This window comes from Streptomyces sp. NPDC029956, assembly GCF_055574655.1.
In genome coordinates this window covers 22,718-45,238 of record NZ_JBVHZJ010000034.1, presented here as the reverse complement: position 1 = coordinate 45,238, position 22,521 = coordinate 22,718, and the positions used below count along the sequence as shown (strand labels likewise).

Genomic DNA, 22,521 nt, shown 5'->3' with positions numbered 1-22,521 from the left:
TCGGATGATTCTCACGGTCACCCTCAACACAGCGGTGGACCTGACCTACCGGGTCCCCGCCCTCACACCGCACGCCTCCCACCGGGTCACCCAGGTCATCGAACGCCCCGGCGGAAAGGGCCTCAACGTCGCCCGGGTGCTCGCCGCACTCGGCCACGAGACCGTCGCCACCGGCTTCGCGGGCGGCGCCACCGGTGCCGTGCTCCGCGAACAGCTGGCCGCGACCCCGGTCCGCGACGAACTCGTCGAGACCGCCGGCCCCACCCGCCGTACCGTCGCGATCGTCGACACCGCGACCGGCGACACCACCCAGCTCAACGAACCGGGCCCCACCGTGAGCGCCGCCGAGTGGACCGCCTTCCGCACCCGCTTCACCGCGCTCCTGGACGGCGCCGCGGCGGTCGCCCTCTGCGGCAGCCTCCCGCCGGGCATCCACGTCGGCGCGTACGCGGAACTCGTCCGGCTCGCCCGTACGGCCGGAGTCCCCGTCCTCCTCGACACCAGCGGCGAACCCCTCCGGCGCGGCATCGCCGCCCGCCCGGACCTCGTCAAGCCCAACGCGGACGAACTCGCCCAGCTCACCGGCACCCGCGACCCCCTGCGCGCGACCCGCGAGGCACGGGGCCGCGGCGCCCGAACGGTCGTCTCCTCGCTCGGCCCCGAAGGCCTCCTCGCCGCGACCCCGGAGGGCCTGTGGCGCGCGGCCCCGCCGGCTGCCGTGAAGGGCAACCCGACGGGCGCGGGCGACTCGGCCGTCGCGGGCCTGCTGTCGGGCCTGGTCGACGGCGCCCCCTGGCCCGACCGCCTGTCCCGCGCGGTCGCCCTCTCGGCGGCGACGGTGCTGTCACCGGTGGCGGGCGAGTTCGACGCCGCGGTCTACCCGGAACTGCTGGCCGGAGTGACGGTCACCGCGGAGGGCGAGGCGGGCTGAGCCCCCCTCGGACGAGTACGCGAACGGCCCCGCGCGGGGTACGTCACCGTGCGGGGCCGTTCGACAGGGGCATCGGTCAGCGACCGGTCTTGCCCGCTTCCAGGTAGACCTGGTCCAGGATCGCGTCGCAGGTGTTGCCCGCCTCGCAGGAGATCTTCAGCGCGTTGTCGCCCTTGTTGAGCGTCACGTAGGCGTACGTGTACGTCCAGCCCTTCTCCCAGTCGCCCTCGGGGGCCTTGGCGAAGTTGGACATCCGCACGTCCCGGGGGGTTTCGCCGTTGACCGTGAGGGAGGTCTTGGCGTCCTTGCCGGGCACGCTGTAGATGATCCGCAGGGTGTAGTCACCGGACTCCGGCACCTTGACGGACCAGCTCGCCGAACCGCCCACGCCGTTGAAGGACACGTACGAGCCGCCCGGGCCCTTCGCGCCCTTCACGGTCGAGGCGAGGGCCGCCGGTCCACCCAGCGTCAGCGTCGCCGCGTCCTGCTTCGGGAGCTCCTCCGGGGTCGGCTCCGCACTCGGCTCCGCGCTCGGCTTCTCCGACGGCGTCGCCGGCGCGGTCGCGGTGGTGCCGCCCGTGTTGGCCTGGTCGTTCTTGTCGTCGTCCTTGCCGGAGTTCGTGATCACCGCGGCCGCGATGCCCACCACGACGACCGCGACGACCGCGACCGCGCCGATGAGGATGCCCCGGGTGTTGGGGCCGCGGCCGGAGCCGCCACCGTGGTGGTGCTGCTGCGGGGGTCCCTGCCGGGTCGGCGGGCCGCCGTAGGTCTCCGGCGCGGCGTACTGCGCCTGCGGCTGGCCGTACGGGGCCTGCTGCTGCGGCGGAACGTACGGCTGCTGCTGGCCGCCGTACTGGCGCTCGCCGACCGTTCTGACCTGGTTGTACGAGGTCCGGGGCACGCCTGGCTGAGCCGCGGCGGGGCCGGGGTAGCCGTAGCCGCCCCCACCCGGGGGCTGGGCGCCCGCGGCCTGACCGTCCTCGTACAGGTAGCCGAACGGGTCGTCGTTCTCGGGCTTGTTCGCGCCGTCGTTACCGGCAGCCATCCGGGTTCCTCTCCATGCTCGCCAGCCGTCGCCGACCGGCCGAGCCTACCCCGAACGGACCAGCCCCCGAAGCGGCCCCGGGCGTGTCAGGAGCCTCAGCCGGCGCGGCGGTGGACCTTGGCGCGGGAGCGTTTCTCCACGTACATCCGCTGGTCGGCGGAGTTCAGGACCTCTTCCACGGTCATCCCGCATTCGGCCCAGCCGATGCCGAAACTCGCCCCGACGCGGACCGCCCGGCCGTCCACCCGGATCGGCGGAATGATCGCGTTGCGCAGGCGTACGGCCAGGTCGGCCGCGTCGGCCGCGCCGAGACCGTCGGCGAGGACGACGAACTCGTCACCGCCGAGCCGGGCGACCGTGTCACCGTCGCGGACCCCGGTGGTGAGACGGCGCGCGACCTCGATGAGCACCGCGTCACCGGTGTGGTGCCCGAAGCGGTCGTTGATCGACTTGAAGCCGTCGAGATCGCAGAAGAGGACGGCGAGGCCCTTGGTGCCGTCGTCGATGTCACCGCCCGAGGGGGCCACCATGTGGACGTGGTGGTCGTACGGGCCGGCACCCGCCGGTTCGAAACCGAAGCCGTGCTCGTGTTCGTGCTCGTACGGCGACGACTCGTAGCCGGAGTGACCGGGGCCACCGGAGCCGCCGGCGTCGTATCCGGCGTGCGCGGGCTGCTCGGCGTGCCCCTGGTCGTAGCCCGGCCCGTAGCCCGTCCCGTAGCCGCCGTCCCGCCCCGACTCGTACGCCCCGCCGTACCCCGCCGCCTGGTCGACCGACACGTGCGCCGCCGGGCGCTCGCACAGCCGGGCGGAGAGCCGGGAGCGCAGCTCGGCGCTGTTGGGGAGGCCGGTGAGGGCGTCGTGCGAGGCCCGGTGGGCGAGCTGGAGCTCGTGCCGCTTGCGCTCCTCGATGTCCTCGACGTGGGTGAGGAGGAAACGGGGGCCGTCGGCCGCGTCGGCGACGACCGAGTTACGGAGGGACACCCACACGTACGTGCCGTCGCGCCGCCCGAGCCGCAGCTCGGCACGGCCGCCCTCGGCGGAGGTCCGCAGCAGCGTCCCTATGTCCTCGGGGTGGACGAGGTCGGCGAAGGAGTAGCGCCGCATGGCGGCGGCGGGCCGGCCGAGGAGCCGGCACAGGGCGTCGTTGGTCCGCAGGAGCCGGCCGTGCTGGTCGCCGCCCATCTCGGCGATGGCCATGCCGGAGGGGGCGTACTCGAAGGCCTGCCGGAAGGACTCCTCGCTGGCGCGGAGCGCCTGCTGCTCCCGCTCCAGGCGGACGAGGGCGCGCTGCATGTTGGAGCGGAGCCGGGCGTTGCTGATGGCGATCGCCGACTGGGAGGCGTACATCTGGAGCGCCTCCTGGCCCCAGGGGCCCGGGTGCCGGCCGTTGCGCGGACGGTCGACGGATATGACCCCGAGGAGCTCACGGCCGGAGCCGGGCGGGGCTCCCCCCGGGCGGGCGGAGCCGATCCTGGGCGAGTACATGGGGGCGTAGAGACGGTCGTGCGGGTGCCACTCGTCCTCGAAGCGGGGCGCGGGGCCGTCGGTGTGCCACTGGGGGACGTCGTCCTCCATCAGCACCCAGCCCTCGGTGTGCGGGATGAACCGCAGGTCGCCCCAGGCGGTGGCCATGGACAGGCGGCGGTCCCAGGAGGCGCGGGAGCCGACCCGGCCGGTGATCAGGGCCTCGGCGGCGGAGCTGCCGGCGAAGGCGGCGACGACGAGGTCACCGTCGGGGCGTACGAGGTTGACGCAGGCAAGCTCGTAGTTGAGACCGGCGACCACACCGTCGGCGACGGTCTGCAGGGTGTCCGCCAGGCTGCGCGCAGTGTTGAGGTCCGCCACGACCTGATGCAGCTGCCGCAGGGTCGAGAGACGGACGTACGGCTCCGACTCGGTCTCCATCGCTCGCTCTCCCCGAGACCTCGACAGCAACTCCAGGGTTCTCATCGGCTTCGTGTTGCACAGTCACCGTTCGTATTGCACTGTCACTGCCACTGAATCACAGCGAGCTGCGCACCCGGTACACAGGGTCAGCAAATACTGGGCGCTGTGACTCAAGTCACAGCAGGTCATCGTGGGTCGCCGCGGGTCGCGCCCGCCCGGGCCGCGGGTCCTAGGACCCGCGGGGGTGGCGGCCTGGTCCCCCGGCCCGATGCGGCCCCCGGAGAGCCGGGGCTAGCGTGCGGACGTGCTGCAGAAGACCCCCACCTCGCCCCCCGTGTCCGATCTGGCCATCCCCCATGCTGAGGGGGTGAGCAACGACGAGTTCCGGGCGGCGATGTCCCGCCTCGCGGCCGGCGTGGTCCTGGTGACCGCACACGACCCCGACGACGGCCCGCACGGCGAGGACGTCGGCATGACCGCCACGGCCTTCGTGTCGGTCTCCCTCGATCCGCCGCTGGTCCTGGTCAGCCTGCGCAACGGCTCCCGCATGGACGACCTGCTCGCCGAGGTACCCGTCTGGGCGGTGTCGATCCTCGGCGAGAACCAGCGGCACATCGCCGGGCGCTTCGCCATGAAGAACCGCATCAGCGACCGGCTCCTCTTCGCCGACCTGCCGTACACCCGCGGCGAGGAGAGCGGCGCCCCGCTCATGGGCGGCGCGCTGGCGACCCTGGAGTGCCGTACGGAGAGCAGGGTCGTGGCCGGTGACCACACGCTCGTGGTGGGCCGGGTCCTGACGGTGGACGCCGGGGCGGCGGGCGGCGGCCCGCTGACCTACTACCAGGGGAAGTACCGGGGCCTGTCCTGACCAGGGGACGTCCGTACGGCGGTACGGGGCCGGCTCAGCCCCAGTCGCGGGACTGCCGCGTCCGCTTCGTCTCCGAGCGCTGCTTCTTCTCCCGCAGCCGGCGCTCGTTGATGCCACGGGGGATCTTCGTCGGACGGCGGGGCTTCGGCGGCGGGGCCGTCGCCTCGGCGAGCAGCGCGGCGAGCCGCACCGCCGCCGTCTCACGGTTGCGCCACTGGGAGCGGTGCTCCGAGGCGCGGACCGTGACGACGCCGTTCACCAGACGGCCGGCGAGGCGCTCCAGGGCGCGGGCCTTCCACACCTCGGGAAGCGCGTCGGTGGCCGCGAGGTCGAAGCGCAGCTCGACCTGGGAGTCGCTGGTGTTCACATGCTGACCGCCCGGGCCCGAGGAACGCGAGAAACGCCACTGGAGCTCGGCCTCGGGGAGCGAGACGGAGCCGCGGATGGGATACGGACCGGACATGCCCTCCATGTTCCCCGCAGGGGGCCATCGGAGTCATCCTGTTTTCGCCGGGAGTGCTCCGGGAACCGTCCGGGGGCACCACGCGTTTCTCCAGGCGAAGACACCACGATGAAAGGGACTTTCCATGGCTGTGAGCCTGTCCAAGGGCGGCAACGTCTCTCTGACCAAGGAGGCCCCGGGCCTCACCGCTGTCACCGTGGGCCTCGGCTGGGACGTCCGCACCACCACCGGCACCGACTTCGACCTCGACGCCTCGGCGATCGGCGTGGACGCCGCGGGCAAGGTCGCCTCCGACGCGCACTTCGTCTTCTTCAACAACAAGGCGACGCCGGACCAGACCATCGTCCACACCGGTGACAACCGCACCGGCGAGGGCGGCGGCGACGACGAGCAGATCAACGTCAACCTCGCGGGCCTCCCGGCGAACGTCGACAAGATCGTCTTCCCGGTCTCCATCTACGACGCGGTCGCCCGCTCGCAGAACTTCGGCCAGGTCCGCAACGCGTACATCCGCATCGTGAACCAGGCCGGCGGCGCCGAGCTCGCGCGCTACGACCTCTCCGAGGACGCCGCCGTCGAGACCGCCATGGTCTTCGGCGAGCTGTACCGCAACGGCGCCGAGTGGAAGTTCCGCGCGGTCGGCCAGGGTTACGCCTCGGGCCTGGAGGGCATCGCCCGCGACTTCGGCGTCAACCTCTGACCGACGCAGCGCAGCACCCTTGAGCCCCGGCCGGGTTCTCCCGCCGGGGCTCTACCCTTGCCGCGTGATCGTCGAAGCCCTCGCGCCCAAGGCCCTGGAGGACGGTGCGGCCCTCCCCGGCCCGCTGCTCACCGAACTCACCGCGCTGTACGCCTCGAACGAGGAGTTCCAGCAGCTGAGCGGCGACTTCCCCGACCCCTCCGACATCCGGTCCGAGCAGGTCGCGGCCGCCCTCGCCGACGAACTCGCGCAGCCCACCGCCGAGGTCCTGCTCGCCCGCTCCGAGGGCCGGCTCGTCGCCGTCGCCGTCACCCTCGGCCGCCACCCCGACCCGGCGGAACCCGAACCGTGGCTCGGACTCCTCATGGTCCACGGGGACGAACGGCGCGCGGGCCACGGACGCCGGCTCGCCGCGTACGTCGAGGACCGCTTCCGCGCCGAGGGCCGTACGGGCCTGCGGCTCGCCGTCCTGGAGAACAACCCGAAGGCCCTCGCCTTCTGGACCTCCCTCGGCTACGCGGAGACCGACCGCCGCCCCGACCTCGCCCACGGCCGCGCGTGCGTGGTCATGCGGAAGGCCCTGACCTGACCCCGGCCAGGGCCGGGGTCATCGGTTCCCCTGCGGGTTCGTCGGCGGGACCCGCGCCGAACTCGCGGACCTGCTCCCGGCGCGGCCCTTCCCGTGCCCGCCGGACGGCGCACGGTCCGCACCCCGGCCGCCCGGCACGGAGTGCGTGTTCTACCGGTCGAACGGCAACCTCCTGGCGGACGTCGACCTCTACCGCCTGTGCTGGTCCGGCCCGCGTCTGGCCGCCAAGGACGTGCTGGTCCGCTAGGGGTGTCCCGCTAGGGCTTCGCCGGCTTGCCGTCGCCGTACAGCCACACGTCCCACAGCTCGTCGAGATCCCGCCCGGCCATGCTCTCCGCGTAGGCGGTGAAGTCGTCCGTGGAGGCGTTGGCGTGACGGTACTTCGCGGGCCAGCCGCGCAGGATCTCGTCGAAGGTCTCGTCCCCGACCGTCTCGCGGAGCTTGTGCAGGACCATCGCGCCCCGCTGGTAGACGGGCGGGTCGAAGAGGTTCTCGGCGGTCGGCGGGGCGGCCGGCGGGAACGCCCAGTTGGCCTCCTGGGCGAAGGCCCGCTCGAAGTGCGTCCGCGCGGGGACGTGCTCGTACTCCTCCGTGTACAGCCACTCGGCGTACGTCGCGAAGCCCTCGTTCAGCCACAGGTCCCGCCAGGTCGCGGGCGAGACCGAGTTCCCGAACCACTGGTGGGCCAGCTCGTGGACCAGGGTCGTCCGGTCGAAGGCGGCGGCCGGGAAGACGGGCCGCGTCTGGGTCTCCAGGGCGTACCCGAGCGTCCCGTCCTCGGTGACGATCGCGCCCGCCGTGGAGAAGGGGTACGGGCCGAAACGCCGGGCCTGCCGGGCGATGATCTCGGGAATCTCGCCGCGCAGCGGGGCCGTCGCGCCGGCGATCGGGCGTTCGGCGGCCGTGAGCACGGGGACGGTGCCGGAACCAGGTGCGGCGGTCGCCGTCTCGTACCGGCCGATCGCGACCGTCGCGAGATAGCTCGCCATCGGCTCGGCCGCATGCCACTCGGTCGTCACCCGGCCGTCCGCCGCCGTCCGACGGGCCGTCCTGACGCCGTTGGAGAGCCCTTCGAGCCCGGCCGGGACGGTGAGCGTCAGCTCGTACGCGGCCTTGTCGGAAGGGTGGTGGTTGCCCGGGAACCAGGTCATCGAGCCCGCCGGTTCGCCGACCGCCACGGCGCCGTCGTCGGTGCGCAGCCAGCCCTCGCGGGAGCCGTCCGCGTCCGTGACCGGCTCGGGCACGCCCCCGTACGTGACGGTGGTCCGGAACTCCGCGCCCTCGCGGATCTCCTCGCGCGGCCGGAGCGTCAGCTCGTTCCCGGCCCGGTTGACCGCGGCGGCCTCACCGTCGACGGACGCCCCGTCGACGGTGAGCCCCGCGAGGTCGAGGTTGAAGGCGCTGAGGTCCTGGGTCGCGCGGGCGGTGATCTCGGCGGTGCCGTCGAGCCGCCCGGTCCCGGGGTCGTACGCGAGGGTGAGGGCGTAGTGGCTGACGTCGTAACCGCCGTTGCCGAGCTTCGGGAAGTACGGGTCGCGCAGCCCGGCGGACCCCGGGGTCCCCCGGACGCCGCCGGTGGCCTCCGTACAGCCGCCCGCGAGGAGTGCGAGGGCGGTGAGGGCGGCGGCGAGGCCGCCCGCGGCTGCTCCGGTCCGGTGGTGCCGGTCCGTCCGGTTGCGCTGGGTCACGTATCGATCCTAAGCAGGATCGACGCGGAAGAAGGCGACGGCGCCCGGCGGGGGATCCGGGCGCCGTCGCGGACTGTGGACCGCTGCCGCGACTACTTGCCGAGGGCGGCGACGCCGGCCTGGGCGAACTTCTCGTCGAGGTCGCCCGAGGGGGCGCCCGCGACACCGATGCCCGCGATCGGCGCGCCCTTGGCGGTCACCGGCGCGCCGCCGGCGAGGAAGAGGGTGCCGGGGATGTCCTTCAGGTTCGGGGCCTGGGCGAGGCGGCCGGCGAGGACGGAGGTCGGGGCGTTCCAGGAGACGGCGGTGTACGCCTTCTTCTCGGCCGACTCGTAGGACTGCGGGCCCGCACCGTCGCCGCGGAGGGTGACGATGGTGTTGCCGTTGCGGTCGACGACGGCGACGGAGACGCGCTGGTTCTCCTTCTCGGCGGCGTCCAGCGTCGCCTGCGCGGCCTTGGTGGCGGCCTCGATCGTCAGGTGCGTCGACTGCTGGAGGTTGTCGTTGCCGGCGTCGGCGCGGACCACGGCGGCGGGGGCGGCGGCCGGGGCGGAGGCGTTCGCGGAGACCGCGCCGAAGGTACCGGCGGCGACGACAGCGGCAGCGGTGGCACCGAAGAGGATCTTCTTCATGGGGAACTCCGTGAGGGTGAGGAGGGAAGCGGGGAGGAACTGCGAGGAGAAGCGAGCCGAGCCGAGGTGAACCGTGCGAGCGGTCCGTTCCTTCGCTCTGCAACCAATCCTGTGGCCGGAACCCGGGCCGCCCGGTCCACGGTCCGGCTGCCCTCCGCGCGCACACTGGAGGACGGCCGGGTCAGCCGATCGGCTGATGCCCCCGTGGTCCCCCCGGGCCAGGATGGACACATATGCCCAGGTCAAGAAGGTGAGTACGTGAACCGGCCGACGCAGACGGACCAGGACCCCGACGCCACCTGGCTCGCGCGGGTCATGCACATCGCCTTCTTCCTCCTCCTCGGCGCCTCGCTCGCCCGCTTCCTGCTGCGCCACCCCTGGGAGGACCGCAGCCCCTGGATCGTGGCCCTCTCCGGCGCCCTCGCCTCCCTCTACCTCCTCGGCCCCGTCGTCGGTACCCGCGCCGCGCCCCGCCGGATCGCCTGGCTGGGCACCGTCGTCGCCGTCTGGATCCTGCTCGTCGTCCTCGCGCCGAGCTTCGCCTGGTGCGCGGTGCCGCTCTTCTACACGGGCCTGCGCACCCTCCCGGCGCGGGCCGCGCTCGGCCTGGTCACGCTGCTCACCGCGTTCGTGGTGTTCGCGCAGGTGCAGCTCGCGCACGGCGGCTGGGACCCGAACCTGATCGTCGCCCCGCCGGCCGTCGCCGCCATCGCCACCGGGGTCTTCGTGTACTCCGACCGGCAGGCGGCCCGCCAGCGGGCGCTCATCGACGACCTCATCCGCACCCGGCGCGAACTCGCCGCGATCGAGCGTCGCGAGGGCACGCTCGCCGAGCGCCAGCGCCTGTCGATGGAGATCCACGACACCTTGGCGCAGGGCCTGTCCAGCCAGCAGATGCTGCTCCAGGCCGCCGACCGCACCTGGGACAGCGATCCGGACACCGCCCGCCGCCACGTCCGTACGGCCGAGTCCATCGCCGAACGCAACCTGGCCGAGGCCCGCCGCTTCGTGCACGACCTGGCGCCCGCCGACCTCGCCGAGGGCGGCGGCCTCGAAGAGGCCCTACGCGGCCTGGCGGCCCGCGAGTCGACGGTGTTCCGGGTCGACGGGACCGCCGTCCCGCTCCCCGAACGGGTGCAGTCGGCGCTCCTGCGGATCGCGCAGGGCGCCCTCGCCAACATCCGGGAGCACGCCGGCGCCGACTCCGCCGCCCTGACCCTCACGTACCTCGACGACCAGGTGGTCCTGGACATCGCCGACGACGGCCGCGGCTTCGACCCGGTCGAGAGGCCGGGCGGGGTACGGGGCCACGGGCTGCCCGCGATGCGCGTGCGGGCGCAGCAGCTGGGCGGGACCCTGACGGTCGAGTCCACGCCGGGCGAGGGCACGGTGCTCTCGGCCGCGATCCCGCTCCCGAGCACGCACCCGCACCCGCCGACGAACCCTTCCTCGAACCCGCCCTCCCAGGAGCAGTGATGTCCGTACGGATCCTCCTCTGCGACGACCACGTCGTCGTCCGCGCCGGCCTGCTCGCCCTGCTCGGCAGCACCCCCGACATCGAGGTCGTCGGCGAGGCCGGCAGCGGCGAGGAGGCCGTCGCGATGGCGGCGAAGCTGAAGCCGGACGTCGTCCTGATGGACCTCCAGCTGGGCGCGGGCATCGACGGCGTGGAGGCGACCCGCCTGATCGCGCCGACCGGCGTCCACGTCCTCGTCCTCACCACGTACGACACGGACGCCGACATCACGCGGGCCATCGAGGCCGGCGCCACCGGCTACCTCCTGAAGGCCGAGCGGCCCGAGGAGCTGTTCGCCGCCATCCACTCGGCCGCCCAGGGCCGCACCGCCCTCTCCCCGCCGGTCGCCAGCCGGGTCATGGACCGGATGCGCGGCGCGGCGGGCCCGACCCTCACCGACCGGGAGCGGGACATCCTGGGCCAGCTGGGGCGCGGCCTCGGCAACCGCGAGATCGCGCGGGCGCTGTTCATCAGCGAGGCGACGGTGAAGACCCACCTCGGCCGCATCTACGCGAAGCTCGGCGTCGACACGCGCGCGGGCGCGGTGGCGGTCGCGAAGGAACGGCGCCTGCTGCCGTAGGCCGCGCTTCGGGCGCACCCGGGGTCCCACCACTGCTACTGTGCGTTGCCGTTCGACAGCACGGTGTCATGCCTCAGGCCCGGTCAGTCCAGTGGGAGCGCACGTGAAGCTCGCGATCGTCGGCGGCGGACCCGCCGGCCTCTACCTCTCGATCCTGCTGAAGCGGCAGGACCCCGCCCACGAGATCACCGTGTACGAGCGGAACCCCGAGGGTTCCACGTACGGCTGGGGTGTGACGTACTGGGCCGGGCTCCTCGACAAGCTGCGCGCGGGCGACCCCGAGTCCGCGGCCGCCGTCTCCGAGGCCTCGGTGACCTGGACCGACGGCGTCGCGATCGTCCGCGACGAACGCACCGTCCACCGGGGCGACGCGGGCTTCGGCATCGGGCGGCGAAGGATGCTGGCGCTGCTCGCCGACCGGGCCGAAGAGCTCGGCGTGCACGTCGAGTTCGAGCACGACATCGCGGGCCCCGACGCGCCCGAGCTGGCCGACGCGGACCTGGTGGTCGCCGCCGACGGCGTCAACAGCGTGCTCCGCGAGGCCCACCCCGAACACTTCGGCAGCGCGGTCACCAGCGGCCGCAACCAGTACATCTGGCTCGGCACCACCAAGGTCTTCGACTCCTTCAGCTTCGCCTTCAAGGAGACCGGGCACGGCTGGATCTGGTGCTACGCCTACGGGTTCAGCGGCGAGCGTTCCACCTGTGTGGTCGAGTGCTCCCGGGAGACGTGGAGCGGCCTCGGCCTCGACACGCTCGGCGAGGCCGACAGCCTCCACCTCCTCGAGAAGCTGTTCCACGACCTCCTCGACGGGCACGAACTGATCGGCCGCGACCGCGCCGACGACGCCGCCCAGTGGCTCACCTTCCGCACCCTCACCAACCGCGTCTGGCACCACGGCAACCTCGTCCTCCTCGGCGACGCCGCCCACACCACGCACTACTCGATCGGCGCGGGCACGACCCTGGCCCTGGAGGACGCGCTGGCCCTGGCCGACGCGCTGCGCGCGCACACCGACCTGGACACGGCCCTCACCACGTACGGGAAGCGCCGTCGCGCCGAGCTCGTCTCCGCCCAGAGCGCCGCCCGCTACAGCGCCCAGTGGTACGAGAACCTCCCGCGGTACATGCGCCTGGAACCGGCCCGGATGTTCGCGCTCCTGGGACAGCGCCACTCGCCGCTGCTCCCCCACATCCCGCCGCAGCTCTACTACCGGATCGACCGGGCCGCCGAACAGCTGGAGCCGTTGCGGCGCCTCAAGCGCTGGCTCGGCCCGCGCGTGGCACGCGCGGTGCACGGCCGCCGCTGAGCGCCCTCACACGTCCCGGCGGTGGACCGCGACCAGGGCCACCGCCACCGCGGCGAGCGACCACACCGCGTACACCGTCCACGCCCCGCCCGCCGACCACGGGAACTCCACCGGCACCGGCGAGTCCCCCACCTCCGTCAGCCGCCGCCACGCGCCCTGCGGCAGGGCGTGCAGGAACGTCGCCGACCAGCGGCTGCGCCCGTCGACGAGCGCGGGCAGCAGGAGCAGGACACCGGTGAGGGTGACGATCGTCGTCGCCGTGTGCCGGAGCAGCGCCCCGAGGCCGAAGCCGACGAGCGCGCACACGGGGGCGAGCAGCGCGGACGCGGTGAGGGCCGCCGCCGCGCCCGGGTGGCCGATCGACATGCCGGCGTCCCGGCCGGACAGCACCGCCTGGGTGGCGGCGAAGGACACTCCGGCGACGAGCACCCCGTACACGAGCATCACACCCGTCAGGACCAGCGCCTTCGCCGCGATCACGGACCGCCGGTCGGGAACGGCCGCGAAGGTCGTACGGATCTGGCCGGTGCCGTACTCGCCGACGATCACGAGCGCGCCGAGGGCCCCGGTCGCCAGCATGAACACCATGGCCCCACCGAGCGTGAAGGCGTCCCTCATCGCCCAGATAGGCACGAAGAGTTCGCGGATGCCCTCGCTGTAGTGCGGGTAGTTCCGGTAGTCGGCGAAGGAGGCGTTGAGGTTGACGCCGAGGACGGCGAACGCGCCGACGCCGAACGCCCAGGGGGTGGAGCGCAGGGACCACAGCTTCATCCACTCGCCGGCGAGGAGATCACGGAAACGGGCTCTCGGGGCGCGTGTCGGCTCCGTGGTGGGCCGGGTCGGTGCGCCGTGCGGGGCGTTCATCGGTCTCCTCCCATCGGCTGGTACTCGACGCTGTCCGCGGTCAGCTCCATGAACGCGTCCTCCAAGGACGATCCCCGTGAGGCGAGTTCGGCGAGCGGGACTCCGTGCCGGAAGGCGAGCACGCCGATCCGGTCCGCGCCCAGCCCCGTCACGACCAGCGGCCCGTCCGCCGCTTCCGGAGGACGTACGGTCGCCCCGGCGCGGATCAGTACGGCGGTGAGGCCCGGCGCCGCCGCCGGGTCGGCGGTCCGCACGGTCACGCCGCGGCCGGAGCCCGCACCGGTGCCGCGCGCGGCGAAGTCCGCCAGGCTCTCGGCGGCGATCAGCCTGCCGCGGCCGATGACGACGAGATCGTCGGCGGTGTGCTCCATCTCGCTCATCAGATGGCTGGAGACGAACACCGTCCGCCCCTCGGCGGCGAGCCGCCGGAACAGCCCGCGCGCCCACAGCACACCCTCCGGGTCCAGGCCGTTGACCGGCTCGTCGAAGAGCAGCACCGGCGGGTCGCCGAGGAGCGCGGCGGCGATCCCGAGCCGTTGCTTCATGCCGAGGGAGTAGCCGCCGATCCTGCGGCGGGCCGCCTCGGCGAGGCCCACCTCGTCGAGGACCTCGCCGACCCGGCGGCGCGGGATGCCGTTGGTGCGGGCGAGCGCGGCAAGATGCCCCTCGGCGGTCCGCCCGCCGTGCACGTCGTGCGCGTCGAGCAGCGCCCCGACGTGGCGCAGCCCGCGGGGCAGGTCCCGGAACCGCCGCCCGCCGACGGTCGCGCTCCCGGACGTCGGCTCGTCGAGCCCGAGGATCAGCCGCAGGGTCGTGGACTTCCCGGCCCCGTTGGGCCCGAGAAACCCGGTCACCCGCCCGGCCCGGACGGTGAAGCCGAGCCGGTCGACGGCGGGACGGGCGACGGCGGGGCGGGCGACGGCGGGGCGGGCGGTGGCGGGACGGGCGACGGCGGGGCGGGCGACGGCGGGGCGGGCAGTGGCGGGACGGGCGGTGGCAGCGGGGTCCTCACGGCGCGACGACTCCGGGTCGGCGCGGCCCGCGATGCGGCGACGGCGGCCGTAGCGTTTCGTCAGTTCATGGGCTTCGATCACGCGGCCCACGGTGCCGGGTCCACACCCCCGCCGGCATCGGCCCGCCGGCCGCAACCGGGCGGGGACGGTGGCCCGTGGGTGTACGCCCGCGGGCCGATGTCCCGGCACCCTTCCGCACATACGATCGGCCGCATGCCCGCCACGCCCAGCCCGTCTCCGCCGGCCCCCACCGCCCCGCACGGACGCCCGGCCCCGGACGGACCGGGGGCGCCGGACGGACCCATGGCCCCGGACGGATCTACGGCCCCGCGCGGGCGTGTCCCCACCCTCCTGACCTGGTGCGCCGCCGCCGTCCATCCCCTCGTCCTCTTCCTGGGCGTACAGGCGGGGCCCTTCCGCTCCGGCGAACTGCGGTTGTTCCTCACCGCCGTCGCCGTGGGGCTCCTGCTCCCGCTCGCGCGCCGCACGCCCGAGGCGGCGCTCGGGCTGCTGCTCGTCGGCCTGTTCGCCGCGTCCACGACCCGGCCGTACGCCGAGCTGACGTACCTTCCGGTGCTCGCCGCCGACATCTGCGTCGGCCTCCTCGCGGCCCGCCGTCCGCTGCTCCGGGTCACCCTGCCCGCCGCCGCCGTGACGCTCACCGTGCAGATCGGTTCGGCGCTGTACACGACCTCGGGCCAGGACGTCTTCGTCACCACCGTCGTCGCCCTGGCCCTCGCGCTGCTCACCGCCGGGCTGCTCGGCCACGCCTCCCGCGAGCGGCGCGCGCACGCGGCGGAGCTGCGCGCCCGGACGGCGGCCGAGGCCGTCACCGCCGAACGGCTGCGGATCGCCCGCGAGCTGCACGACGTGATCGCGCACAGCATCGGCGTCATCGCCATCCAGGCCGGCGTCGGCCGCCGGGTCATCGACACCCAGCCGGCCGAGGCCCGCAACGCGCTCGCCACCATCGAGACCACCAGCCGGGAGACCCTCGCCGGGCTGCGCCGCACCCTGGGAGCGCTGCGGGCCTCGACGAAGGACGCCCCGGGGCGCGGAGCCGCGCCGCGCGACCCCGCGCCGGGCCTCGCGGACCTGGACCGGCTCGCCGCGTCGACGGCGGACGCGGGCGTACGGGTCGAGGTGCGGCACCTCGGCGACCGGGGCCGGACGCTGCCGCCGGAGGTCGAGCTCGCCGCGTACCGGATCGTCCAGGAGTCGCTGACCAACGTCGTACGCCACGCGGCCACGCCCACGTGCCGGGTGACCGTGGAACGGGGCGAGGACGCGCTGCTCGTCGAGATCACGGACGACGGCCGACCGACGAAGCCCGGCACCGCTCCCGCCGGAACCGCCGCACCCACCGCATCCGTCCCACCGGCCTCCACCGGATACGGCATCGTCGGCATGAGCGAGCGCGCCGCACTCCTCGGTGGCCGCTTCTCCGCGGGCCCTCGCCCCGGTGGCGGCTTCCATGTGACGGCCGTACTGCCCCTGCCTCTGCCGCCGCCCCTGCCACCGCCGCTGTCCCTGCCGCTCGCGGCCCCGGAACCGGTCCAGGAAGGAACCCCCGCCCCATGAGCACCAGCCCCGCCGCCCCGATCGACGTCCTCCTCGTCGACGACCAACCGCTGGTACGGGCGGGTCTGCGCGTGCTGATGGCGGACCACCCCGACCTCCTCGTGGTCGGCGAGGCGGGCACGGGCGACGAGGCCGTCCGGCTCGCCCGGGAGCTACGGCCCGACGTGGTCGTGATGGATGTGCGGATGCCCGGCATGGACGGCATCGAGGCGACCCGGATCGTCACGGCCGGCCCGGGCGCGCCCCGGGTCCTCGTCCTCACCACCTTCGACGACGACGAGTACGTGTACGGCGCGCTCCGCTCCGGGGCCAGCGGCTTCCTGGTGAAGGACATGGCCCTGGACGACATCCTCGCGGCGGTCCGGGTCGTCGCCGCCGGGGACGCCCTGATCGCGCCGGGCGTCACGCGCCGCCTCATCGAGGAGTTCGCGGCCCGCCCGGAGCCCGCCCCCACCGCGGCCCTCCCTACGGACGCCCTCCACGGAGTGACCGCCCGGGAGCGCGAGGTGCTCTCCCTCGTCGGCCGGGGTCTGTCCAACGGCGAGATCGCGGAACGGCTCCACATCAGCGCGGCCACCGCCAAGGCGCACGTGGCGCGCCTCTTCACCAAGCTGGACGCCCGCGACCGGGTGCAGCTGGTGATCCTCGCGTACGGGGCGGGCCTGGCTCCGTGACACCATCGGTCCCGTGCTCGACATCGGCTACTCCCTCTCCCGTCGCTTCCCCGACCCGCCGCAGACCGACTACCGCCACGCGGACGTCCACGCCCTGCGCCACGACCTGTTCTGCGGGGACGTGTACCTCGCCGACACCAAGACGGACCGCGAAGTATCCACAGCCTGGGGATGGGTGCCCGTCCTCGACTTCGCCTGGGCCCTGTGCGACATCGTCGAGCAGATCGACCAGGACCCGCGCGGCAACCGCGCCTCCCAGCCGCAGTACGCCGAGCTCGACTTCACCGAGTCCTCGGACCGCATGCTCTTCGAGCGCCGCTTCGGCTGGGTGGACGTCGAGGCCGACTGGATGCCGGGCGACGAGCCGCCGCTCACCTTCAACCACAAGGTGCTCCGCCGCGAAGCCCGCGACTTCCTGCACGACCTGCTCGCCGACCTCACGGACATGCACGAGGGCCTCGCCGACAACCCGGCCGTCTGGTCCCTCCAGGCCCGCTTCCCCCGCCTGCCCTGACCTGCCGGGGGGCCACAGCCCGCCCCCATCCCCCGCCTGCCTCGACCCGCGAGGGCCGCAGCCCGCCCGCATCCCCGTCCACCCCGGCCCCCCAGGGCCGCGGTCCGCCCGCTACCCCTCCACCCGCACCCCCAGCTGCGCCGCGAGCACCGGCGCGAGGTCGAGGAGCTGGGCCGTCGAGATCACCGCACCCGCGAGCGACTCGACCCCGCGCGCGATCTCCAGCCTCTGGGCGCCCCTCAGGTCCACGTCCTTGAGCCGTGCCCCGCTGAAGTCCACGCCCGTGAGCACGCAGTCCACGAACTCCACCCGTTCCAGCGAGGCGCCCCCGAAGTCGGGCTCGCTCAGCACACACCCCTCGAAGACGACGTCCTTCAGCTTCGCCGACCGCAGGTTCAGGTAGTCGCTCTTCCCTCCCCGTACGACCACTCTCTCCAGCACCGCCCCGTGCAGCTGCGCCCCGCCGAGCCGCGCGTCCACGAGCTCCACGTCCCGCAGCTGCGCCCCGGCGAGGACCGTCCCCACCCCCCGTACGCCCGTGAGCACCGAGTCGAGGAAGCGGGCCCCCGTCAGCCGCGCCTCGTCGAGCCCGCACTCACGCAGCGCGCAGTCCAGGAACCGCGCGCCCTCTCCCGACTGACCCGTGAGGTCGAGCCCGGTGAGTGCGAGGCCGTCGTAGTCCCCGTCCGGTTCGAGCCCTCCCCCGTACGTCTCCAGGGGAGGGAGCCGGAGCTCCGGCCGCCGCGCCCCCGCGACCGCCGTCTTCTTCTTCCGAGTCGTCGCCATGCCTCCATGGTGATGTACGCCACTGACAGCGCCCCGATGTCACAACCGCGACCCCGCCCCTCGTCCCCCTAGCGAGACCGGACACGAGGCCGACGAGAGATCGGCCCGATCGAGCGGGAGAGCGACATGCGGAAGCTCACGATCATCGGCGGCGGCTTCGCCGGACTGACCGCGGCCATCACCGCCGCCGAGGCGGGCGTCAAGGTGACCGTCCACGAGGCGCACCGGACCCCCGGCGGCCGGGCTCGCACCGCCGAGGGCCCGTACCTCACCAACGAGGGCCCGCATGCGATCTACGCCGGCGGCCCGCACTGGACCTGGCTCAAGCAGCGCGGCCTCCTCGGCGCGCTGGCCCCGCTGCCGGTCTCCGAGGCCCTCAGGCTCCGCTTCCACCGTGACGGCGCCCTGCGCCGCACCCCGCCGCTCGGCATGTTCCGCCAGTCGCTCCGCACTGCAGAACAGGCCCCCGTGGACGTCGACTTCCGCACCTGGGCCACCGGGCTCGCGGGCGGCCGGGCGGCGCACGCCGCCGCCTCGTACGCGGCGGTGGCGACCTTCCACCACGACCCGGGCGCGCTCTCCGCCCGCTTCGTGCAGGAGCGGCTCCACCGGGCCGCCTCCGTGCCGCCGGAGGCGCACTTCATCCGGGGCGGCTGGGGTCAGCTGATAGAGCGGATGGTCGCGCGGGCGTGGGAGTCGGGCGTACGGATCGAGACGTCGTCCCGTGTCGACAGCCTCGGCGACCTGCCGCTCGGCGGGGGGCCCGTGATCGTCGCGACCGCACTGGCGGCCGCCGCCCGGCTGCTCGACGACCCGTCGCTGACGGGAGAGAGCGGCCGTACGGTCCTGTTCGACCTGGCGCTGCGCACCCGTAAGGGCGACCCGTTCGTCATCTCGGACCTGGACGCGCCGGGCTGGATCGAGCGCTTCACGGCCCAGGACCCCACGCTCGCCCCGGCCGGCGAGCAGCTGATCCAGGCCCAGCTGCCGATCGGACCCGGCGAGTCGAAGGCGGACGGCGTGGCGCACGCCGAACGGCTCCTCGACCTCGGGTTCCCGGGCTGGCGCGAGCGGACGGTGTGGCGGCGGGAGGCGCTGTGCCAGGGGCGTACAGGAGCGGTCGACCGGCCCGGCACGACCTGGCGCGACCGGCCGGCCGTCGACCGGGGCGACGGTGTGTACCTGGTGGGCGACCAGGTGGCGGCGCCCGGCGTGCTCGCGGAGGTGTCGTTCACCAGCGCGGTGGAGGCGGTGTCGCTGGCGCTGCGCGCCGAACGAGGTGTCCCGAGGAAGGGACTTGACCTCAAGCATGCTTGAGGTCAGAGGCTGTTCCTCGTCGGACCACAACCACCCGCACGACGAACGGGGAACGCCATGCACGCCATCCGCCTCCACGCCTTCGGCCCCGCCGAGAACCTCACGTACGAGGAGGCCCCCGACCCCGTACCGGGCCCCGGCCAGGTCCGCATCAAGGTCGCGGCGGCCGGGGTGCACCTCCTCGACACCGCGCTCCGGGAGGGGATGCCGGGCCCGTTCCCGGCACCCGCCGAGCTGCCCACGATCCCGGGGCGCGAGGTCGCCGGCACCGTCGACGCGCTCGGCGAGGGCACCGACCCGGCCTGGCTCGGCCGGCGGGTCGTCGTCCACCTCGGCATGGTCCCCGGCGGCTACGCCGAGCTCGCCGTCACCGACGCCGCCCGCCTCCACCAGCTGCCCGACCACCTCGGCGAGGCGGAGGCCGTCGCCATGATCGGCACCGGCCGCACCACCCTGGGCATCCTGCAGTTCACCGAACTCGGCCCCGACTCGGTGGCCGTCGTACCCGCGGCGGCCGGCGGCATCGGCACCCTGCTCGTCCAGTACGCCAAGAACGCCGGCGCCGCCGTCATCGGCCTCGCCGGCGGCCCGGCGAAGGTCGCGCTCGTCGAGGAGAACGGCGCCGACCTGGCCGTCGACTACAAGCAGCCGGACTGGCCGGAGAGGGTCCGCGCGTACCTGGGCGAGCGCACCGCCACCGTCGTCTTCGACTCGGTCGGCGGCGACACCGGCCGCGCGGCCGTCGACCTCCTCGGCAAGGGCGGACAGCACGTCGTCTTCGGCTGGTCGGGCGCCGGACTCCACGACGGCGAGGCGCTCACCTTCACCCCGGAGGAACTGGCCGCGCGCGGCATCACGTCGGAGTCCGTCCTCGGCCCCGTCATGCTCCAGAAGGCGGGCGGCGACGTCCGCAACCTCGAACTCGCCGCCCTGGACGCGGCGACCACGGGCACCCTCCGCCCGGCGGTCCACCGCTTCCCGCTGGCGGACGCGGCGGGCGCGCACCGCGCCCTGGAGACGCGGGGCACGACGGGCAAGGTGGTCCTGATCCCCTAGACGGCCCAGGAGTACGCGGGCCTCAGACGCCCACCACGTCCCAGGAGTGCGCCTTGAACTCCTTCAGGAAGTCGGGGTGGTCCTCCCACATCCGGGCGACGGAGCGCAGCACGTCCCAGTTGTGCTCCAACGCCTGGTCCACCACCTGCCGCAGCTCGGGCGCCGACTCCCGCTTCTCCACGAGGCCGTTGACGGCGGAGGCCGCCTGCACGGTGTAACGCGCGGCGCGCAGGGCCCGGGAGGTGTCGTCCATGCCGAAACCGTGGTCGCTGCCGTTCGCCGGGTCGAAGAGGGGCGTCAACCGCGCCTCGATGAACGCCGTGATCCGCTGAAACCGCTGCTCAATGTCCGTATCCATGGCACCTTCCTACACCCCGCGGCGGCGGGGCCCGTCATCGCCACCGCTCGCTACCGGTTCTCCCGCGGGAGCACGCGCAGGTCCCAGAGGCTCCTGCCGCTCTCCCCCTCCCGGACGAGCACCCGCCCGGCCAGCTCCCGCAGCCGGGCCCAGTCCAGCGAGTCGGAGAGCGCCTCCGCGGTCCACCAGTCCGTCGCCCCGTCGCGGGTCATGTCCTCGAGGATCGCCTCGATCAGCTTCACATCGGCCAGCGAGTCACCGCTGAGGGCTCCCTCCTCGGCGAGCGGCGGGGCCAGCCGCAGGCCGAGGAGGAGGTCCGGGGCGAGGTCGGCCGCGAGGATGTCGTGCTGCTCCCGCCAGGCCCGCTGATCGGGGGCGGACGCCGCCACGACGATCAGGAACCTGCACAGGAAGCCCCGTCGCCGGGCGGTGTCGAGGGCCACGTCAGACGCTCCGGGGGTCCGCACTGTCTGCACGGTCCGGTCCGACCGCTCCGACCGCACCCAGGTCGGCCAGCGCACCGTCCGTCAGGCGGTACACCGTCCATTCGTCCTGCGGGCGGGCGCCGAGGGACTCGTAGAAGTCGATCGACGGCTTGTTCCAGTTCAGTACGGACCACTCCAGGCGCTCGTACCCGCGCTCGACGCAGATCCGGGCCAGTTCGGTGAGCAGCGCCTTGCCGTGGCCGCCGCCGCGCACCTCCGGGCGGACGTACAGGTCCTCCAGGTAGATGCCGTGGACTCCGCGCCACGTCGAGAAGTTGAGGAACCAGATGGCGAAGCCGACGACCTCGCCGTCCTCGGTCTCGGCGACGTGCGCGAAGGCGGCGGGGCGCTCGCCGAAGAGCGCCTCCCGGAGCTGCTCGGGGGTCGTACGGACCTCGTCGAGAGCCTTCTCGTACTCCGCGAGGTCACGGACGAGGGAGTGGACGACGGGAACGTCGGCAGGCGTGGCTGTACGGATCATGGGGCAAGCCTGCCCCGGGCCGACCGGTCCTGGCCAGGAGGTTTCACGCGGCCCGGCGTCTCCCCGCCCGTCCTCCCCCGCCCGTCCTCCCCCGCGGCTCACGCCCGCGCCGCCCGCAGGATCCGCGCGACCTCCACCTGTTCCGCGTCCAGCCCCGGCTCCCCGTCCTCCACGTCCCACAGCCCGTTCTGCAGCACCCGCCCCAGCGTCCACGCCACCGCCCTCCCCCGGTCGCCGACGACCTCGGCGAGGAGGTCGAAGCGCCACAGGACGTCGGCCGGGTCGAAGCGGTCCATCAGGGCCGGCAGCAGATCGAAGCCCGGGTCCCCCGCGAGCGGCTTGGGGTCGATCGCCAGCCACGGTTCACGCTCGGCCGCCAGGACGTTCTCGAGGTGCAGGTCCCAGTGGAGCAGCCGGTCGCCCGGTTCGCCCGCCACCTCCCGTACGGCAGCAGCGCAGTCCCGCAGCACCGCCGCGTCCTCCGCGCCGAGGCGTCCGGCCGCGTCCGGCACGTCCGCGAGCATCCCGGCCGCGATGTCGCCGAGCCCCCGCAGCCCCTCCGGCGCCGGCAGCGCCACCAGCCGGGCGAGCAGCCCCGCGACGACGCCCATCGCCTCCCGCGTGTCGGCGACGGAGCTCAGCGGCCGGGCCTCGTCGAGCCGCTCCAGCAGCATCGTCCCCGTATCGGCGTCATGGTCGAGGAGCCGCACCACACCGCCGCCGTCCCAGGCGCGCAGCCCGACCGGCTCCCCCTCGGTCTCGTCGTCGAGGATCTGCATCTTCAGCGCGGCCGGCGTACCGTCAGCGACCCGGTCGACGGGCAGCACGAGCGACGCCATGCCGTACATGGAGGGCCCCGTGACCCGTAGCCCCCACCGGTCGAGGAACTCCTGGGCCTGTTCCGGCAGCGCGGCGACGAACGCCCGCCCGGCCTCGCCGTTGTACTTCACCTGAGACGCGACAAGTTGATCCGGTACGTGAATCACCCCACGACCCTAGACACCGGCGTCACGCAGCGCCTCCGAGAATCGGGCCGCGCCGTACAGGGCGTCCCCGCCCGGCAGCACCCCCCGCCCACCAGGACGGTCGGCGTGCCTCCGACGCCCGAGTCCTCGAAGGCCTGCTCGGAGTCCGCCACCCACCGCCGGTACGTCCTGCGTACGGGCAGGGGAGAGTGCT

The 22,521-nt window shown here is 73.9% G+C and carries 24 protein-coding genes; 12 read left to right on the top strand and 12 right to left on the bottom strand.

Translation table 11 applies throughout. The annotated features are described in order from the left end of the window. The first annotated feature begins 4 nt into the window (after window positions 1-4). The gene (locus ACZ4XX_RS25165; RefSeq protein WP_468510126.1) at window positions 5-931 is read left to right on the top strand and encodes a 1-phosphofructokinase family hexose kinase; all 927 of its coding nucleotides are present in this window, start codon (window positions 5-7) and stop codon (window positions 929-931) included. Window positions 932-1,007: 76 nt separating this feature from the next. Here ACZ4XX_RS25165 and ACZ4XX_RS25160 read toward each other — a convergent pair whose 3' ends face one another. Both ACZ4XX_RS25160 and cdgB read right to left on the bottom strand, forming a co-directional pair. After that, on the bottom strand, window positions 1,008-1,979 hold the full coding sequence (locus ACZ4XX_RS25160) for a carbohydrate-binding protein (protein ID WP_468510125.1): 972 nt from the start codon (window positions 1,977-1,979) through the stop codon (window positions 1,008-1,010). A gap of 95 nt (window positions 1,980-2,074) precedes the next feature. After that, on the bottom strand, window positions 2,075-3,886 hold the full coding sequence (cdgB, locus tag ACZ4XX_RS25155) for a diguanylate cyclase CdgB (protein ID WP_468510124.1): 1,812 nt from the start codon (window positions 3,884-3,886) through the stop codon (window positions 2,075-2,077). Window positions 3,887-4,172: 286 nt separating this feature from the next. Here cdgB and ACZ4XX_RS25150 point away from each other — a divergent pair, with 286 nt between their 5' ends. Further along, window positions 4,173-4,736, top strand: coding sequence for a flavin reductase family protein (locus tag ACZ4XX_RS25150; RefSeq protein ID WP_468510123.1), 564 nt, complete (start codon window positions 4,173-4,175; stop codon window positions 4,734-4,736). Window positions 4,737-4,770: 34 nt separating this feature from the next. Here the strand turns inward: ACZ4XX_RS25150 and arfB are convergent, their stop codons facing one another. Then, complete coding sequence (gene arfB, locus ACZ4XX_RS25145; RefSeq protein ID WP_468510122.1) at window positions 4,771-5,208, bottom strand: alternative ribosome rescue aminoacyl-tRNA hydrolase ArfB; 438 nt, start codon at window positions 5,206-5,208, stop codon at window positions 4,771-4,773. Window positions 5,209-5,323: 115 nt separating this feature from the next. Here arfB and ACZ4XX_RS25140 point away from each other — a divergent pair, with 115 nt between their 5' ends. Together ACZ4XX_RS25140 and ACZ4XX_RS25135 are read left to right on the top strand one after the other, a co-directional pair. After that, window positions 5,324-5,899 (top strand): TerD family protein, encoded by a 576-nt coding sequence (locus ACZ4XX_RS25140; RefSeq protein WP_405856101.1) that lies wholly within the window; start codon window positions 5,324-5,326, stop codon window positions 5,897-5,899. 64 nt (window positions 5,900-5,963) lie between these two features. Continuing rightward, window positions 5,964-6,488 carry a GNAT family N-acetyltransferase gene (locus ACZ4XX_RS25135; protein WP_468510121.1) on the top strand — a complete coding sequence of 175 codons (525 nt, stop codon included), beginning with the start codon at window positions 5,964-5,966 and terminating at the stop codon, window positions 6,486-6,488. A 257-nt stretch (window positions 6,489-6,745) separates the two neighbouring features. On the opposite strand, the gene ACZ4XX_RS25130 is transcribed toward ACZ4XX_RS25135, so the two are convergent. Continuing rightward, window positions 6,746-8,176 (bottom strand): M1 family metallopeptidase, encoded by a 1,431-nt coding sequence (locus ACZ4XX_RS25130; RefSeq protein WP_468510120.1) that lies wholly within the window; start codon window positions 8,174-8,176, stop codon window positions 6,746-6,748. A gap of 92 nt (window positions 8,177-8,268) precedes the next feature. Continuing rightward, window positions 8,269-8,808: a GlcG/HbpS family heme-binding protein gene (locus ACZ4XX_RS25125; protein WP_468510119.1), complete on the bottom strand. Its 540-nt coding sequence runs from the start codon at window positions 8,806-8,808 to the stop codon at window positions 8,269-8,271. Window positions 8,809-9,066: 258 nt separating this feature from the next. Between ACZ4XX_RS25125 and ACZ4XX_RS25120 the strand changes: the two genes are divergently transcribed. The 3 genes from ACZ4XX_RS25120 (at window position 9,067) to ACZ4XX_RS25110 (ending at window position 12,213) form a co-directional block, all read left to right on the top strand. Next, entirely contained in the window at window positions 9,067-10,284 is a 1,218-nt protein-coding gene (locus tag ACZ4XX_RS25120; protein ID WP_468510118.1) for a sensor histidine kinase, read from the top strand. Continuing rightward, the gene (locus tag ACZ4XX_RS25115; protein ID WP_468510117.1) at window positions 10,284-10,904 is read left to right on the top strand and encodes a response regulator; all 621 of its coding nucleotides are present in this window, start codon (window positions 10,284-10,286) and stop codon (window positions 10,902-10,904) included. Before ACZ4XX_RS25120 ends, ACZ4XX_RS25115 begins: the two co-directional genes overlap by 1 nt. Before the next feature lie 103 nt (window positions 10,905-11,007). Beyond that, window positions 11,008-12,213: an FAD-dependent monooxygenase gene (locus ACZ4XX_RS25110; protein WP_468510116.1), complete on the top strand. Its 1,206-nt coding sequence runs from the start codon at window positions 11,008-11,010 to the stop codon at window positions 12,211-12,213. Between the two features lie 6 nt (window positions 12,214-12,219). Here the strand turns inward: ACZ4XX_RS25110 and ACZ4XX_RS25105 are convergent, their stop codons facing one another. Then, window positions 12,220-13,077 (bottom strand): ABC transporter permease, encoded by an 858-nt coding sequence (locus ACZ4XX_RS25105; RefSeq protein WP_468510115.1) that lies wholly within the window; start codon window positions 13,075-13,077, stop codon window positions 12,220-12,222. Next, window positions 13,074-14,171 (bottom strand): ATP-binding cassette domain-containing protein, encoded by a 1,098-nt coding sequence (locus ACZ4XX_RS25100; RefSeq protein ID WP_468510114.1) that lies wholly within the window; start codon window positions 14,169-14,171, stop codon window positions 13,074-13,076. Before ACZ4XX_RS25100 ends, ACZ4XX_RS25105 begins: the two co-directional genes overlap by 4 nt. Window positions 14,172-14,303: 132 nt before the next feature. Here ACZ4XX_RS25100 and ACZ4XX_RS25095 point away from each other — a divergent pair, with 132 nt between their 5' ends. From ACZ4XX_RS25095 to ACZ4XX_RS25085, 3 genes are read left to right on the top strand one after another with little or no spacing between them, the layout of a single operon-like run. Continuing rightward, complete coding sequence (locus ACZ4XX_RS25095; protein ID WP_468510113.1) at window positions 14,304-15,671, top strand: sensor histidine kinase; 1,368 nt, start codon at window positions 14,304-14,306, stop codon at window positions 15,669-15,671. Further along, complete coding sequence (locus ACZ4XX_RS25090) at window positions 15,668-16,345, top strand: response regulator (protein ID WP_468510112.1); 678 nt, start codon at window positions 15,668-15,670, stop codon at window positions 16,343-16,345. Before ACZ4XX_RS25095 ends, ACZ4XX_RS25090 begins: the two co-directional genes overlap by 4 nt. 13 nt (window positions 16,346-16,358) lie before the next feature. Beyond that, complete coding sequence (locus ACZ4XX_RS25085) at window positions 16,359-16,859, top strand: hypothetical protein (protein WP_468510111.1); 501 nt, start codon at window positions 16,359-16,361, stop codon at window positions 16,857-16,859. A gap of 111 nt (window positions 16,860-16,970) precedes the next feature. Here ACZ4XX_RS25085 and ACZ4XX_RS25080 read toward each other — a convergent pair whose 3' ends face one another. Then, on the bottom strand, window positions 16,971-17,645 hold the full coding sequence (locus ACZ4XX_RS25080; RefSeq protein WP_468510110.1) for a pentapeptide repeat-containing protein: 675 nt from the start codon (window positions 17,643-17,645) through the stop codon (window positions 16,971-16,973). Window positions 17,646-17,771: 126 nt separating this feature from the next. Here ACZ4XX_RS25080 and ACZ4XX_RS25075 point away from each other — a divergent pair, with 126 nt between their 5' ends. After that, window positions 17,772-18,962: an NAD(P)-binding protein gene (locus tag ACZ4XX_RS25075; RefSeq protein WP_468510109.1), complete on the top strand. Its 1,191-nt coding sequence runs from the start codon at window positions 17,772-17,774 to the stop codon at window positions 18,960-18,962. A gap of 57 nt (window positions 18,963-19,019) precedes the next feature. Beyond that, entirely contained in the window at window positions 19,020-20,018 is a 999-nt protein-coding gene (locus ACZ4XX_RS25070; RefSeq protein ID WP_468510108.1) for a zinc-binding dehydrogenase, read from the top strand. A gap of 22 nt (window positions 20,019-20,040) precedes the next feature. Here the strand turns inward: ACZ4XX_RS25070 and ACZ4XX_RS25065 are convergent, their stop codons facing one another. From ACZ4XX_RS25065 to ACZ4XX_RS25050, 4 genes are all read right to left on the bottom strand, one after another. Continuing rightward, window positions 20,041-20,376, bottom strand: a complete 336-nt coding sequence (locus tag ACZ4XX_RS25065; RefSeq protein ID WP_468510107.1) for a hypothetical protein — start codon at window positions 20,374-20,376, stop codon at window positions 20,041-20,043. Window positions 20,377-20,426: 50 nt separating this feature from the next. Continuing rightward, window positions 20,427-20,819: a hypothetical protein gene (locus tag ACZ4XX_RS25060; RefSeq protein WP_468510106.1), complete on the bottom strand. Its 393-nt coding sequence runs from the start codon at window positions 20,817-20,819 to the stop codon at window positions 20,427-20,429. Window position 20,820: 1 nt separating this feature from the next. Beyond that, window positions 20,821-21,342, bottom strand: coding sequence for a GNAT family N-acetyltransferase (locus ACZ4XX_RS25055; RefSeq protein ID WP_468510105.1), 522 nt, complete (start codon window positions 21,340-21,342; stop codon window positions 20,821-20,823). 98 nt (window positions 21,343-21,440) lie between these two features. Beyond that, window positions 21,441-22,328 (bottom strand): aminoglycoside phosphotransferase family protein, encoded by an 888-nt coding sequence (locus ACZ4XX_RS25050; protein WP_468510104.1) that lies wholly within the window; start codon window positions 22,326-22,328, stop codon window positions 21,441-21,443. Window positions 22,329-22,521 lie beyond the last annotated feature (193 nt).